Annotated in this window: 11 protein-coding genes and 1 pseudogene; 11 read left to right on the top strand and 1 reads right to left on the bottom strand. The window is 33.6% G+C overall.

Translation table 11 applies throughout. The features are described 5' to 3' along the window. On the top strand, positions 1-1,099 hold a 1,099-nt coding region (locus ACEN2H_RS14510), incomplete at its 5' end, for a hypothetical protein (protein WP_441733575.1). 167 nt (positions 1,100-1,266) lie between these two features. Then, positions 1,267-1,611, top strand: a pseudogene (locus tag ACEN2H_RS14505) (DUF6150 family protein); the annotation flags it as partial. 247 nt (positions 1,612-1,858) lie between these two features. Here the strand turns inward: ACEN2H_RS14505 and ACEN2H_RS14500 are convergent. After that, a complete protein-coding gene (locus ACEN2H_RS14500) occupies positions 1,859-2,044 on the bottom strand; it encodes a hypothetical protein (RefSeq protein WP_441733574.1) in 186 nt (61 codons plus the stop codon). Between the two features lie 339 nt (positions 2,045-2,383). Between ACEN2H_RS14500 and ACEN2H_RS14495 the strand changes: the two genes are divergently transcribed. The 9 genes from ACEN2H_RS14495 to ACEN2H_RS14455 all read left to right on the top strand — a co-directional run bounded on the left by ACEN2H_RS14495 (position 2,384) and on the right by ACEN2H_RS14455 (position 15,102). Then, entirely contained in the window at positions 2,384-3,112 is a 729-nt protein-coding gene (locus ACEN2H_RS14495) for a hypothetical protein (protein ID WP_441733572.1), read from the top strand. 337 nt (positions 3,113-3,449) lie between these two features. Further along, positions 3,450-5,012: a type I restriction-modification system subunit M gene (locus tag ACEN2H_RS14490; RefSeq protein ID WP_441733570.1), complete on the top strand. Its 1,563-nt coding sequence runs from the start codon at positions 3,450-3,452 to the stop codon at positions 5,010-5,012. Positions 5,013-5,150: 138 nt separating this feature from the next. Beyond that, entirely contained in the window at positions 5,151-6,386 is a 1,236-nt protein-coding gene (locus tag ACEN2H_RS14485) for a restriction endonuclease subunit S (RefSeq protein ID WP_441733568.1), read from the top strand. Positions 6,387-6,395: 9 nt separating this feature from the next. After that, positions 6,396-6,965, top strand: coding sequence for a hypothetical protein (locus tag ACEN2H_RS14480; RefSeq protein WP_441733566.1), 570 nt, complete (start codon positions 6,396-6,398; stop codon positions 6,963-6,965). A 2-nt stretch (positions 6,966-6,967) separates the two neighbouring features. Further along, a complete protein-coding gene (locus tag ACEN2H_RS14475; protein ID WP_441733564.1) occupies positions 6,968-9,841 on the top strand; it encodes a type I restriction endonuclease subunit R in 2,874 nt (957 codons plus the stop codon). Positions 9,842-9,966: 125 nt separating this feature from the next. After that, positions 9,967-10,692 carry a phospholipase D family protein gene (locus ACEN2H_RS14470; RefSeq protein WP_441733562.1) on the top strand — a complete coding sequence of 242 codons (726 nt, stop codon included), beginning with the start codon at positions 9,967-9,969 and terminating at the stop codon, positions 10,690-10,692. Positions 10,693-10,778: 86 nt separating this feature from the next. Then, positions 10,779-11,057, top strand: coding sequence for a hypothetical protein (locus tag ACEN2H_RS14465; protein WP_441733561.1), 279 nt, complete (start codon positions 10,779-10,781; stop codon positions 11,055-11,057). Positions 11,058-11,091: 34 nt separating this feature from the next. Continuing rightward, positions 11,092-13,740, top strand: a complete 2,649-nt coding sequence (locus tag ACEN2H_RS14460; RefSeq protein ID WP_441733559.1) for an McrB family protein — start codon at positions 11,092-11,094, stop codon at positions 13,738-13,740. Further along, on the top strand, positions 13,741-15,102 hold the full coding sequence (locus ACEN2H_RS14455) for an McrC family protein (protein ID WP_441733557.1): 1,362 nt from the start codon (positions 13,741-13,743) through the stop codon (positions 15,100-15,102). It abuts the gene before it with no gap. The last annotated feature ends 291 nt before the right edge of the window (positions 15,103-15,393 follow it).

Raw genomic sequence — 15,393 nt, 5'->3', positions numbered from 1 at the left:
TTGTGATGAACTCACCAATTTGGATGGTATAGCAAACTGTTTAAATCTTACCAATTTAAACCTTAGTGGTTGTAAAAGCATCATCAATTTAAATGGTTTAGCCAACTGTGTAAATCTTACTAAATTGAATGTTCAATATTGTGATGAACTCACCAATTTGGATGGTATAGCAAACTGTTTAAATCTTACCAATTTAAACCTTAGTGGTTGTAAAAACCTTACTAATTTAGATGGTTTAGCCAGCTGTGAAAATCTTACAGATTTAGACCTTAGTGGCTGTATAAACTTAGCCAATTTGGATGGTTTAGCCAACTGTGTTAATTTAACAAAATTAAAGCTCAATGATTCTCATTTATTCATCAATTTTGATGGTCTTAGAAAAATTACAAAATTAATTATTAATAATTCAGACTTAACCAATCTTAATGGTTTAGTTAAATTTGTCAATTTAATAGAATTAAACCTTAGTGGTTGTAAAAATCTCAACAATTTGGATGGTTTAGCCAACTGTGAAAATCTTAAGGATATAGACCTTAGTGGTTGCATAAACCTCACGAATTTGGATGGTCTAGCCAACTGTGTTAGCCTAACAAAATTGAACCTTTATGGATGTGATAAGCTCGCCAATTTAAAAGGTTTAAATAACTGTATTAATTTAATAGAACTAGACCTTAAATTATGTAAAAGCCTCACTAATTTGGATGATTTAAATAACTGTATTAATCTAAAGGCATTAGACCTTTTGACAAATGTTTATTTAACCAATCTCGATGGTTTAAGTAATTGTACCAATTTAACTAAGTTAAGTCTTATTTGGAATGAAAACCTTACCAATTTGGATGGCCTAATCAATTGCACTAAACTTTTGGAATTAAATATTCAAAATTGTAAAAATCTCACTAATCTTAATTGTTTAATTAATTGCATTACACTTACTGAATTATGTGTTCAAAACTGTAAAAAACTAACCAATCTTAATGGTTTAGTTAATTGTGTTAATTTAACAGAATTAAACATTATTGGCTGTGAAAATCTCACTAATTTGGAAGGGATAGCTAACATAGAAAAAAACTTAAAAAAATATAATTACATTATGTAAATCTTAGTTAAAAGTGTACTAAAAAAACAATGAGAATATTTTGCAATTTCTTTAAATTGAAACTTCAACTTCTATAAAAACAGAGTTTTCAAAAATATCAGTAAAAATGAAAAACCTCATTTTATCAAGTATCCTTCTACTTCTGCTTTAACTGCTTCTGTCAAGCACAGAAAGTATTTTCAGTAGATTATGAAAACCAAGCTGATGTGAAAGTATTTGTCGTTAAATATGAAAACAGGGCGGATTTAAAAGTGTTTAAAGTCAAATATAATAATCAAGCGGGTCAGAATGATGGTAGTTGGTTTTTTACTGAATATGCTAATCAAGCTAATAAAAAGATATTCTTCGTTAAATATGAAAACCAAGCAGATTTAAAAATATATTTTGTGAATTATGACAATCAAGCAGGGTGGAGGAATCGGTCTAAACAACAGTTGATGCATCGATTATTGGTCTTGCTAATTTATCTTTTCTTTTTAAGAATAATACTCGATTTGACAAGTCATATTTAACCTGTAAGCATAAGGAAAAAGTTTTTAAATGAGATGCTACAAACAATGCCAGTTAGACTGAATCCAAAAGTTTGGACACTATTTGGGTTCAGTCTAGTTTAACAACGGTCAACGGGATTTGTTTGATGATTTAATTTTAAATATCAAAGCTATCCGATAGATTTTAAAATATGAATTTTAAAATCTATTGTTGAGAATAGTATTGCCTTTCTTTCTTCCCTTTGTCGCTTTTTTGAACCAAAGATATTTATTGTGCCATGTCTATAGTTAAAGCATAGCATTTAAGGTGTTGATTATAAATTGCGTTAAAAACTTCACATCCTGCATAAGCAGATGTTCCGTATTTTGCTAGCATTATATTTAGCTGCAAAAGATTTTCCTCTTCCGCGCACCCCTGTGATGACGTTGTCTGCTTATTTAATGAATTCTCCATTAAATTTAAAGTTTGAATTGTTATAAAACAAAAACATTTTTTTTATTCCTAATATCACTAAAAGTGGGTATTGCAGAACAATTTGGAAAAGACTTTATTTACAATCTTTATTAATGATATTCCTATTGAAAAATGAATAAAAAGTTTTGTTTTTTGTCTTTGTCGCTGTTTTTTTATTTCGATAAAAGTTATGACGAAGAGTTTATAAAACTAAAAGAAGGTTCAACTAAGAAACTTATTTCAACCGAAAGATTACTAAAACAAAGTATTAGCAAATATTTTTTAATGTTGTGCTGATTTATTAATAAATGTTCTCAAAACAATATAAAAACATCAATTATGAAAAAAAGTATTTTAATTTTAATTATCAGCGTTTTACTTATTCCGAAGTATTCGACTGCTCAAACTAGTAATGCAGCTGCAATAGCTGGAATAGCTGGTGGACTTATGGCTATAGGTGCTGGAATAGCAGCTGTAGAGGAAATGAAAGAAAGGGCAGAATTAACAGCAACCCAATGGGTATTGTCTAATCATCCTGAATTAAAAAGTTTTTCATTAAAAACACTTGATTTCGACGGAAAAAAGTTGAAAGACATATCCTCAACTTCAGTAATTTCTTTTAAAATTCAAGAGTTTACTCCAAAAGATGAGCCATTGTTAGACGGTAAGAAACAAGTTTTATTTGGTTTTACGAGCTATGGTTGGATTTCTGAAACTGGAATTGATTTCAATAAAGTAAAATGGTTTTTGATTGACGGTGATGAATGGATGAATATGATGGTATCGTATTCTAAAGTGTCATCTGAAGAAAAAAATGAAACTATTATTAGAGAAAAACTATCTAAAGGTGTCATTGTAAATAAAGGCATAAAAATAAAAAGTAAATTAGAGATTCCATTTTTTAAACTTGAAGGTGATATGTATTTAGTGGCCGATTATTCGTCGAGCATGAAATTAGTTTATAATGAAAGAAGTTTAGGTGTTTTTTTAAAAGAAACTGGAGATTTAGTCCAAATGGGTAGAGGAGAAGTTATTAAAACTCATGAATTCTATTTTGAAGAAAAATAGATAGCTGTAATTCTTTTTTCAAAAGGCGAACCATAACGGAACGCCTTTTATATTTTAATGATAGCTAAACACAGGAATTATTTGTTACAACCGTTCAGAGACGAGCGGTTTTTTTATTCAGAATATCACCAAAACTGGGTATTGCCATATCCCCAAAAATCATGTTATTTTACAATTATAGATTTAAAACAGATCAGATTCAATGGTAATTCTTACTTTTAGCAAATAAGACCGATTGCAATTAATTTAAACCACCCTTTTTAGACCACCTAGAGAAATACAATTACACTATCTTGGGACTCGAAAACAGTATACATTAAACAACATTAAAACCTGAATGGCAGCAGAACAAAAACAAAAATTAGAACAACAACTCTGGAACATCGCTAATACCCTACGTGGGAAGATGGATGCCGATGATTTTAGAGATTACATATTAGGTTTTATCTTCTACAAGTACCTGAGTACTAAAATGGATTTGTATGCGAACACCATACTAAAACCAGACGGTTTGACCTTTCAAGAAGTCATAGGACATGCTGACGAGGCACTACTGATGCAGGAAATAAAACAACTCGCTATTGACAAACTGGGCTTTTTCTTAGAACCAGCTGATTTATTTTCAGAATTAGCGCAAAGAGGAAACGCAGGCGGAAAAAACAATTTCATTCTGGGCGACTTGGCAAAAGTACTCACGCACATTGAGCAAAGTACTATGGGTGCTGAGAGCGAAGAAGATTTTGGAAACCTATTTGCTGATTTGGATTTAACCTCTCACAAACTAGGAAAGTCTGAAGCCGACAAAAACGAACTTATCGTAAAAGTCCTTGTGCATCTAGACGAAATCGATTTTGATCTGGAAAACACAGACAGTGACGTTCTGGGCGATGCTTACGAATATTTGATAGGACAGTTTGCCAGTGGTGCAGGAAAGAAAGCAGGTGAATTTTATACCCCACAACAAGTAAGTAGTGTCTTGGCACAAATAGTGACTGCAGGCAAAGACCAACTCAAGAGCGTTTACGATCCCACTTGTGGCTCTGGTTCCTTGTTGCTGCGTGTAGCCAAAGAAGTCAAGAACGTCAGTGCTTTTTACGGTCAGGAAATGAACCCTACCACATACAACTTGTGTCGCATGAATATGATTATGCACGATGTGCATTACAAGCGTTTCGATATCAAGAACGAAGACACCTTAGAGCGACCGCTCCATTTAGACCTGCGTTTTGAAGCCATTGTGGCTAATCCTCCTTTTTCGGCTAACTGGAGTGCGAGTCCTTTGTTTATGAACGACGACCGTTTCTCGGGGTATGGGAAACTCGCTCCATCTAGTAAAGCTGATTTTGCCTTTGTGCAACACATGGTACACCAGCTGGATGATAATGGAACTATGGCAATTGTTTTGCCCCACGGAGTTTTGTTTCGTGGTGGTGCCGAAGGACACATACGCCAGTATTTAATAAAAGAGAAGAATTACCTCGATGCCGTCCTTGGTATGCCAGCCAATATTTTTTACGGAACAAGTATCCCGACCTGTATTTTGGTTTTGAAGAAAAAGCGAACGGATACCGAACACATTTTGTTTATAGATGCCAGTCAACATTACGAGAAGGTGAAGACCCAAAACGTATTGCGTAAAGAGGACATTGATAAAATCATTAGCACTTTCGAAAATCGTACTGAAGAAGAGAAGTACAGCCATCTTGCGCCTTTAAGCGAAGTGGAAACCAACGATTACAACCTGAATATTCCGCGATATGTAGATACGTTTGAAGAGGAAGAAGCCATAGATTTAAAAGCCATAACCACCGAATTACGAGAATTAGCTGTTCTTGCTGATACGACTGATGCTACCATCGAAGGTTTTTGTACGGAACTAGGAATCGAAACCCCATTTTAATGATGAACAAGTACAATCAAGTTATGAATGATATTTTTAGCGTTTCCCTAGCGGGTCGGGCTATGCGTTGCAATCTTTTTGTTCGTGCCTCTCAAAAAGGATTTTCACTTCTATCCCTAACGCAAAAAACACCCTGCTATGAATCATAAAACGGTAGTTCCGAAATTACGCTTTCAGGAGTTTTGCGGGAAGTGGTCAATAAAACCCCTTGGTAGTGAATGTAATCATATATCCTATGGATTAACAATAAGACCTGATTTTATTGAGGATGGAATACCGTTAATTTCTGCAAGAGAAATTACTTCTGGGAAAGTAAATATTGATATTGCTCCTAAAATTAGTTTTTCTGATTTTGATAAACTTTCTGATAAAGCGAAACCGAAAAAAGGAGATGTTTTTTTAACTAAAACAGGAACTATTGGTTTTTCAGCAATATTTACCGAAAACATACCTATTGCTATTACTCAAAATATAGCAGTAATTCGAGTAAATAATATAAACGAAAATTTACCCCTTTATATATTACACTATTTTAAAACCCGAAATTTCTACCGAAGCGCTATTTCTAGAGTAAATCAATCAACAATAATGGATTTACAACTTGGAGATATTAAAAAACTTTTGATTCCGTTCCCGCCACTCCCAGAACAACAAAAAATAGCTTCTTTTTTAAGTGCAGTCGATGAAAAAATCCAGCAACTTTCCCGAAAGGCGGAATTATTAGAACAATATAAAAAAGGCGTAATGCAACAATTGTTCTCAGGTAAATTGCGGTTTAAAGACGAGAATGGAAATGATTATGCGGATTGGGAAGATACTTTTTTTGCAGATACTGGAAAAATATTGATTGGTCTTACACATACACCAGAGTATCAACCAACGGGAAGACCTTTTTTATCTTCTAAAAATATTTCGGGTGCATTTATTGATTATAACAATATTCAATACATAAGTGAGGAAAAATTTCAAAGTATGCCTGAAAGCACCAAACCGAAAAAGGGGGATATTCTTTTTACAAGAGTAGGTTCCAATCTTGGTAATCCAAAAGTTATTGAAGAGGATATTGAGTTTGGAATATTTGTAAGTCTTGGGGTTTTTAGGGTAAATGAGAAAGCATCCAATTATTTTATGAGGATTTGGATGGATTCTGATTATTTTTGGAGGCAATTAGAGCAAAAGGTTGCTGGAGGAGCTAAGAACAACCTAAACACAGGTTGGCTGAAAGAGTTTAAATTAAACCTTCCTTCATTTCCCGAACAACAAAAAATAGCCAATTTTTTATTGAGTATCGATGCTAAAATAGAAAGTACCAGCCAACAAATAACCCAAACGCAAAGCTTTAAAAGAGGCTTGCTGCAGCAACTATTTGTGTAAAAAGAGACTATGGAGTGTTTAAAAGAATCACAAGACAGCTTTATTCATAATGAGATTTGGATGTTAACTTTTGGAGCAGCATTTCAAAGGTCAGGAATCTATAATAAAACAGCTCCTGAGGCTCAAAAAGGGTCTTTTAAAACGAAAACTAGAGCATACATTGTTGATGTCATCTTAGACGGTTATAAAAGGGGAAATGTTAGTGACGAACAACATATTGACAACATAAAAAGTATTAGTGCGTACAGTTCTAATTTTTCGGAAATATTTGTAAAGGGAAAAATCAATTTTGGTATTGCTCAAAAAATGTTGAATCTGTATTTAAAATATATGTGGTCATTAGGAAACATTAAAGAACCACCGCATTTTCCTGTAGATCGAATTATTCAAATAAGGTTAATAGAACAAGCCAAACAACTAGGGATTACCCCCATTAAAATAGAAGCGTGGACACAGTTTAATGATGAAAAGCATTATTTAAAAGTGATTAGCAGCGCTAGAGAACTGATCAGTAAAAATGAAAAACTCTCAAAACACAGCTTAGCTGAATTAGAATTGTTATTATTTGATAGAAGATAGCTATGAGCCACCAATCAGAAGCAGTACTAGAAAACAACTTAATCAAGCAATTGCGGGATTTAAGCTATGCGTCCGTTAAAATACAGGATGGTGAAGCTTTGGTTGCTAATCTACAAAGTCAGTTAACCCTTTTTAACGAAACCACTTTTACAGCCAAAGAGTTTGAGGCAATCCTCAATCATTTAGCCAAAGGGAATGTATTTGAAAAAGCCAAAACGCTACGAGACCGTTTTCAATTAACTAAAGAGGATGGGACTTCGTTTTATGTTCGCTTTTTCAATACAGAAGACAACAGCAAAAATCTATTTCAAGTTACCAGCCAAATCAGTCTGGAAGGAAGTTACAAGAACCGCTATGATGTGACACTTTTGGTCAATGGTTTGCCTCTGGTACAAATAGAACTGAAGCGTTCGGGTATCGAAATCAAAGAAGCCTTTAACCAGATCAATCGCTACCAGAACCATTCTTTTTGGAGCAATCACGGACTGTTTCAATACGTGCAATTGTTTGTGATCAGCAATGGAGTCAATACCAAATATTTGGCCAACAACAAATTGCAATCGGTCAAACAAACCTTCTTTTGGGCTGATGCCAATAATAAAAACACCACCGAGTTAACCGAGTTTGCTGCTTCATTTTTAAACCCCGCACATTTGGGTAAAATGATAGCGCATTATATCGTGATTAACGAAACCCATAAAGTGATGATGATCTTGCGACCGTATCAATATTTTGCCACGGAAGCGATTATCCACCAAGTCAAAAATTCTAATGACAATGCTTACATATGGCACACCACAGGTTCAGGTAAAACCTTAACTTCGTTCAAGGCAAGCCAAATTGTGATGGAATTGCCAGACGTGTACAAAGTTGTTTTTGTAGTCGACAGAAAAGATTTGGATTACCAAACCATGACCGAGTTCAATGCTTTCAAAAAAGACAGTGTTGATGTCACTGATAACACACAGTCCTTAGTTCGCCAATTGACTGATAATACTAAGTTGGTACTTACGACCATTCAAAAATTAAACAATGCCGTTTCGGAACGTTTTGCAGGTAAAATAGAACCCTTGCGACATAAGAAGATTGTATTTATTTTTGACGAATGCCATCGTTCCCAATTTGGAGAAACACACGAGCGCATTACCAAGTTCTTTGAGAAAAGCCAGTTAATCGGTTTTACAGGAACACCCATATTTGCCGAAAATGCTTCCAAGAATGATTTAGGAAAACGCACCACCAAAGATTTGTTTGGGAACTGCTTACATAAATACGTGATAACAGATGCTATTCGAGACCAAAATGTATTGCGTTTTGGGATAGAATACGTGGGGAAATACAAAAACAAGAGCAATGCTTTTATTGATATCGAAGTCGAAGAAATTGACAAACAAGAAGTACTGAGCTCTGAAAAGAGACTCAATAAAATTGTTGATTACATCATTGCGTATCACGATCAAAAGACCTTTAATAAAGATTATTCAGCCCTGCTAGCAGTAAGCAGTATCGATAATGTGATGCAGTATTATGACCTATTCCAGAAGAAGAAAGAAGCAGGAGAACACGATTTGCGTATCGCTACTATTTTTACTTATGGTACAAATGAAGATTCAGACGAAGCAAATGACAGCCTTCCAGAGGAAGAAGAATACGATTGGGCGGCAGAACCAAAGGCCACTTATAAATCAAGTCACAGCCGAGATAAATTAGAAAGCTATATTGGCGATTACAACACTATGTATGGCACGAGTTACACAACCAAGGACAGTGAGTCGTTTCAAAAATATTTCCAAAGTATAAGCAAAAGATTAAAAGATAGAGAGAAGGAAAGTTTCAACAATGAGAAAGACCGATTGGATATTGTCATCGTCGTGAATATGATGCTTACGGGTTTTGATGCCAAGAAAGTAAACACGCTGTATGTAGATAAGAACTTGAAGCAACACGGCTTAATACAGGCGTTTTCAAGGACGAATCGAATACTTGGCGAGCAGAAGTCACAAGGGAACATTTTATCCTTTAGAAACCTTAAAAATGCCACAGATGAGGCAATTACTTTGTTTTCCAATAAAGAGGCAATCGAAGTCGTTACCATGCCCGCTTACGAAGCTATAGCAGAGAAGTTTGACCAAGCTCTGGAACTCTTACGAGAAATTGCACCCACCTATCAAAGCGTAAATGATTTAGAAAGCGAAGAAGACGAAGCGAACTTTGTACAAGCTTTTAGGAAATTGATGCGAGCAATGAATGTATTGCAATCCTACACTGATTTTGATTGGGAAGATTTGCCTATTGATGAGCAGGAATTTGAAGACTACAAAAGCAAGTACCTCGACTTATACGAAAAGGTAAAACAAGACACTCAAAAACAAAAGACTTCCATACTCGATGACATTGACTTTGAGTTAGAATTAATCCATAGAGACCAAATCAACGTGGCCTATATCCTCAAATTGTTAGCGCAATTAAAAGGAGAAAAAGGAGCTGCAGCAGCTGCACAAAGAAAAACCATCATCGATCTATTGGGTGGCGATATCCAACTAAGAAGCAAACGAGAGTTGATTCAGAAATTCATTGACGAGAACATGCCCTTCATAAAAGACGGGGATAACATCGACGATGAATTTGAGAAATTCTGGCAGGAACAAAAAGTATTAGCATTAGGTAAACTTTGTGAGGACGAACACCTAGATAAATTACAATTCAAAGCCTTAATCGATGCCTACATCTACAGTGGCCGTGAGCCTATAAAAGATGAGGTTTTCCAGTGTTTAGATAACAGACCAAGCATTCTACAAGCAAGAGTAATTGGTGACCGCATTATCGCTAAAATGAAGGAGTTTGTGGAGGTTTTTGAAAAGGGAATGGTGGCTTAGAAGGCAAAGTAATTCATTTATTTTGGCAGCAGAAACCTTAAGGGATAATGAAGTAAGTTTAGATTGTTTTAGAAGGATTAAACAAAGTTACAGTAAAATATAAATCATTAAAATAACATGAAATAATGGCTAAGTTTTTAAACACGAGAAAAGCAGTATCTGAAATTGAAGATTTAATTCGTAATGCCGGACAGAGATTGGTTTTAATATCCCCTTACTTGAAATTATCAAAAGACTTTAAGGAGTTACTTACTTATAGAAACAGTAAAGACAAAATAACAACTGTGATTTTTGGAAAGCAAGAGTTGAATCCTAACGAAATGAAATTTCTTCAAGGTTTAAGGTTTGTAATTCTGAAATATAATGAAGATTTGCACGCTAAATGTTATTTGAATGATGAGAAAATGATAATTACTTCACTAAACCTTTATGAGTTTTCAATGAATAACAACAAAGAAATGGGAGTATTAATTGACTTGAATGACGAATCAGACAAAGAAATATTCGAGGATGCTTTGAAAGAGATTGATTTTATTGACGAAACAAGCGAACGATTTGAATTTACATCCATAGATAAGGAAACGAAAATAGAAAAAAAAGAAGCGGAAAACTTAATTAAAAAAACTGTTTCTTCAAATGTAAAACTACTAACAACCAAGGAAATTTCGGAAGCAACTGGAATCAGTAGCAGAAAAGTTAATGCTTGGTTCGTTGATAATAAATTGATGTATAAGAAAGAAGAAGATTGGATTGCAACTAAAAAGGGCAAAGAAATTGGAGGCTATGAAAAGGCAGGTCAATATGGCAAGTTTGTTACTTGGCCAGAAGCATTACTTCCTGAAATTAAATAAATAAACTCAAAAGCAACCTTGTTTAATCAATTGAAAATTTATTAATCGTTTTCTTTGAGGCAAAACTTCATATCAAGTAAAGACACATGCAGGATATTATTCTAACTATTCAATCAGGAGGCATGCTTGAGTTTGAAAAAACAGGTATTTATCCTGAGTATTTATTGTTTCACTCACTGCAACTGCGCAGGACTTGGCGTTTCAAACAGCTAGGAGAAATACAAAATGGTGTTTTGAAAGTAAACGGTCAAATAGCCTTTCATTATTTTTATGATGAATCGGGCTGTAAAATGCAAACGGTAACAGATGGAGTTGTAATAGATGAATGGGAGGTTGCGGGAATTAAAATGCAAATGCGAGATTGATTGTGAACAAATAAAATTAAACATATATAAAACTATGGATACGCAGCAAGAAAGTATTATAAAGCATAGTAATGAAATCTTAGATTATCTTTTAAAATTTAAAGAGAGTCATCCCGCTTTTACCTTCTCCTTGAGGCAAAGAGATTTTGCAAAAACTGACGGTGTACAAAGATTAGGAGCCGGGCAATGGTTTCAGGGTTCTGACTATATTTATGTTCCCTTATTTAAAAAAGGAGATAGTGCTCGGAAAATAAAAACACTAGGTTTTACCATTGAATTTGACAAGGCAGGAAACATAACTACCAGTTCCATAACGATTTCCTTTAAATCGGGAATACAAAATGAAAACGAAATTACTTTTCATAGACGATTGGCCTCAAAAATAGGACTTGAACTAAATGAACAAAGTTTTGGAGATAAATATTTTGAAAATCCACAAGATGTTCATTCCAACCTAACTTATTTCATTACAGAAGTCAGAAATTATGCATTGACTTTGTTGGAAGAACTTGAATTAGGTAAGGAATATATTTATAGCGAAAGTGATTTTCAAAAATATCTTACTAAAATTAATGAAATTAAAGTGGGTTTATTAACTCCAAAAAGTGACCTAAATTATTGGGTTTTCCAAGGTAGCCCTACAATATTTGATATGGTTGGTGCATTAGAAGCTAATGCTATTAGAACTTGGACTGTAAGCTCTCATAAGAGCAAAATAGTTGTTGGCGATAAAATAATTTTATGGTTAACTGGAACTAAATCGGGTTGTTACGCCTTGGGCAAGGTAGCTTCTCCTGTAACTAATATGAAAGAGGAAGAAACAGAAATGCATTTCTACCTGAACCCAACTAAACAAGTTGATAATGATCGTGTATCAATTGAAATAGAGCATAATTATTTTAACAATCCTGTTTTATGGGAAACAATTAAAGACGACAAAGTTTTTAATGACTTTAAAGGAGGAAGTCAAGGAACTAATTTCACCTCTAATAAGGAACAGTATGAAACAATAATAGACCTTGTTAATTCAAATAAGGTGGGTGCTTATTCTGCTGTAAAAAAAGTTTTAGATCCTAAAAAGTTAAAGTCATTCCTAGAAATTTTAAGAGATTTCGTAAAAGAAAACGGAACTCTTCCCTATGATGAGAGGATAAGTTTTAATGTTAGGAAAAATAAAAACAGATTAGTATTCTTGATTGGTAATCGGTATTCTCTCTGTATCGAGAAAAAGCAAAACAAAACAGCGTTGTCCTTTATCTCAAAAGATGCTTTTAATGAGGAATCAGAGATTTTTAATAATCATAAAGGTGAAATTGATGCCTATTGGAATTTTGTAGACAATCTAGAAGAATATAAAAGTCAAATTAATGAAAGCTTTTTGATTCAATTAGATAGATTTAATAAATGCCCTGCCAGAAAATATACTAATCAAGATTTCATCAATGATGTTTATCAAATAAAACAAAGTGCCATGGAAAACATGAAGCCAATATCAACTTTTCCACTTAATCAAATTTTATACGGGCCTCCTGGTACAGGGAAGACTTATAATACTATTTTGGAAGCTGCAAAAATCCTAACGGGTAATGAAAACATTGATTATACTGACGCCCTAAAAGTTTTTAATGACAATTTGAACAATCAAATAGAATTTATAACCTTCCATCAAAATTATAGCTACGAAGATTTCATTCAAGGAATACGCCCTGATACAGAAAACGGAAAAGAACTCAGTTTTGAAAAGAAAGACGGTGTTTTTAAAAGAATTGCTGATCGAGCATTGGAGAATATAAACTCATCAAAAAAGCAACCTGAAGAACTTATAAACGAAGCGCTATTTGATAGAGCATTAGAAGAATTTAAAGAAAGTGTTTTAGACTCTGAAGATAATTTCAAAATCAATGAAACAGCGTACATTTTTGAAACTGAAAAAGATGCGTTTCGTTATACAGGAGAAAAATGGGGTTATGTTAACGGTTTAAGAATGAAATTTGTAGACCTAAAAGAATTTTATCGAAATAATGTACATAGTAGAAAGGACGTTAAATCATTAACTTCAATTTCTGGTTTAGCTAAACAACACGCTACTTATTACTATCTAGTTTACGAACAAATTTTAAAGCACATTCCCAAAAAATTAGAAGAGCAAATTAAGATAGAGCGTAAAAATTACGTTATCATTATTGACGAAATTAATCGCGCCAATATATCTAGAGTTTTTGGGGAGTTAATCACCTTGATTGAAGAAGACAAGCGTTCCGATGGAGACATTCCACTGCGTGTGACCTTGCCATCAGGAGACCCTTTTATGGTGCCTTCAAACCTGTATATTATTGGTACGATGAATACGGCGGACAAATCTATTGCTTTATTGGATATTGCTTTAAGAAGACGTTTTGAGTTTATCCCGATGTATCCGCTATATGAGGGACTTGAAAAACCAATTCATGATGCTGAACTACTTAATAAAATAAATGATGCTGTTCTAATTAGAAAAAATCATGATTTTACAATAGGTCATGCCTATTTTATGGGAAATGAATATTCATTACAAAATACCCTAAACAAAAAAGTGATTCCTCTATTGTTGGAATATTTTATGAATGACGAAAAGGAAGTAATGGCTATATTACAAGCAGCTGGAATAAAAATTGGCGGTTGGCCATTAAAAATGATTTGGTAAATGATCAATCTCTTTGAATATCAAAATAAAGCAGACTTCCCTGAAGAGCATTTCGAAAATCTCGAAGTATTCCTGGATGATATTTGGAATAAACGAGAAAAATCAAGCTATTACAATGAGGATGAAAACCGGGAAGAGGTACAGCACTTCTTGCAGTTTATGCATAAATCAAATCAATTAAAGTCCAATAAGTATGTTGGTGTCATACATTTTGCAGATCAAACCATAAATCTGTTACCTAAGATTTTTCATGACACCGCCAAAGAGGCCTCAAAATACGATGTAAAAGCAATTAATGCACACGTATTATGGTGGTTGAGTTATTGCAGGAAATTAAAATTTCCTAATTATCAAACAGGGTTAAACAACGAGCAAGCAGATTTTTTTGAAATACTGATTTATCTTTTCAGTAAATACACCAAAGAGCTTTTGAGTTCTTCTATTTATCAAAAATATGTTGAGGTCGAAAATGAACTTTCATTTGTTAAAGGCAGGATCGATTTTGACAGTTATATTACGAACAACCTCTCTAGAGGAAGAAATCATAAAGTAAGTTGCGTTTATGATTCATTTGAAATGGACAATAATTTCAATCAATGTATCAAACAAGTTACAAAACTCCTTCTGTCAGCTACAAAAGACAATCAAAACAAACGTAATTTATATGATATCCTTTTCCTTTTAGATGAGGTTAGTGATGCAGCTATATCAGCAGATGAATGCAGGAAAATAGTATTCAACCCCATGTTTACGAGCTTTGATACCGTTAGAGACTACTGCCTGTTGTTTCTGGAAAACAGCGTTTCTTTTAATTATAAAAGTTCATTAAAACTGTTTGCGTTTCTTCTTCCAATGGAATATGTTTTTGAAGATTTCCTTTTTGGTTTTATAGATAGAGAGGTAGAGGGTGTTAATCCAAAAGGGCAGGCAACAGGAACGCATTTAGATGAAGCTAAGGCATTTGGTCTAAAGCCTGATTTAATACTTGATTTAGGCCACAAAAAGATAATTGCAGACACCAAGTACAAAATGGTTTATGCAGATTCAAATGACAATAAAAAAGGAATCTCGCAACCGGATTTATATCAGATGTTAGCCTATGCCGTCCGATTTAAGATAACAGACATCAAATTATTTTATCCTAAAACTATTCTCTCAAACGGGGATACAAATCATAACTCAATTCAAATCAAGGATGCTCTGGCAGATGATACTTCTATAAATATAGAAGCATATAAATTGAGTATTATAGATAAGAATATTACTTCGGAATCTCTTACTAATTGTAAAAGGCTATTTGATGATTTTGAAGAACTTAGATTAAAATTAAGGAAAGAGTTGTACGAAATTTTATTTGAGTAAAATTCTGGATACTTAAGAGCATCATCACCCTATATTATTCCTGATATTAGTACTGCCTTGTCCGTGATTACTAGTATAACTGTTTAGTTTAAAATTAGTACTTGTGATACAAGTTTATTAAAGCTACCTCTGTGCGGTTGTTTTTTTATGAAATATCACTAAAAGTGGGTATAGAAAAATATTTTTATTGTCAGTACGTTTGCGATCGTTAAAAATTACAAAAATCAGTTACTGCCTTAGTCTTCAAATATCTTAGCAGGTATTTATCTCTAAATTTTACAACCTAAAAAA

This window comes from Flavobacterium sp. W22_SRS_FP1, from assembly GCF_052113685.1.
Lineage (GTDB): Bacteria > Bacteroidota > Bacteroidia > Flavobacteriales > Flavobacteriaceae > Flavobacterium.
Note: the sequence above shows the minus strand (reverse complement) of the source record. Positions and strands in the feature narration are given on the sequence as shown.

Coding starts and splice junctions, on each gene's coding strand:
- ACEN2H_RS14500 (WP_441733574.1), bottom strand. CDS start 2,044: ATGGAGAATTCATTAAATAAGCAGACAACGTCATCACAGGGGTGCGCG.
- ACEN2H_RS14495 (WP_441733572.1), top strand. CDS start 2,384: ATGAAAAAAAGTATTTTAATTTTAATTATCAGCGTTTTACTTATTCCG.
- ACEN2H_RS14490 (WP_441733570.1), top strand. CDS start 3,450: ATGGCAGCAGAACAAAAACAAAAATTAGAACAACAACTCTGGAACATC.
- ACEN2H_RS14485 (WP_441733568.1), top strand. CDS start 5,151: ATGAATCATAAAACGGTAGTTCCGAAATTACGCTTTCAGGAGTTTTGC.
- ACEN2H_RS14480 (WP_441733566.1), top strand. CDS start 6,396: ATGGAGTGTTTAAAAGAATCACAAGACAGCTTTATTCATAATGAGATT.
- ACEN2H_RS14475 (WP_441733564.1), top strand. CDS start 6,968: ATGAGCCACCAATCAGAAGCAGTACTAGAAAACAACTTAATCAAGCAA.
- ACEN2H_RS14470 (WP_441733562.1), top strand. CDS start 9,967: ATGGCTAAGTTTTTAAACACGAGAAAAGCAGTATCTGAAATTGAAGAT.
- ACEN2H_RS14465 (WP_441733561.1), top strand. CDS start 10,779: ATGCAGGATATTATTCTAACTATTCAATCAGGAGGCATGCTTGAGTTT.
- ACEN2H_RS14460 (WP_441733559.1), top strand. CDS start 11,092: ATGGATACGCAGCAAGAAAGTATTATAAAGCATAGTAATGAAATCTTA.
- ACEN2H_RS14455 (WP_441733557.1), top strand. CDS start 13,741: ATGATCAATCTCTTTGAATATCAAAATAAAGCAGACTTCCCTGAAGAG.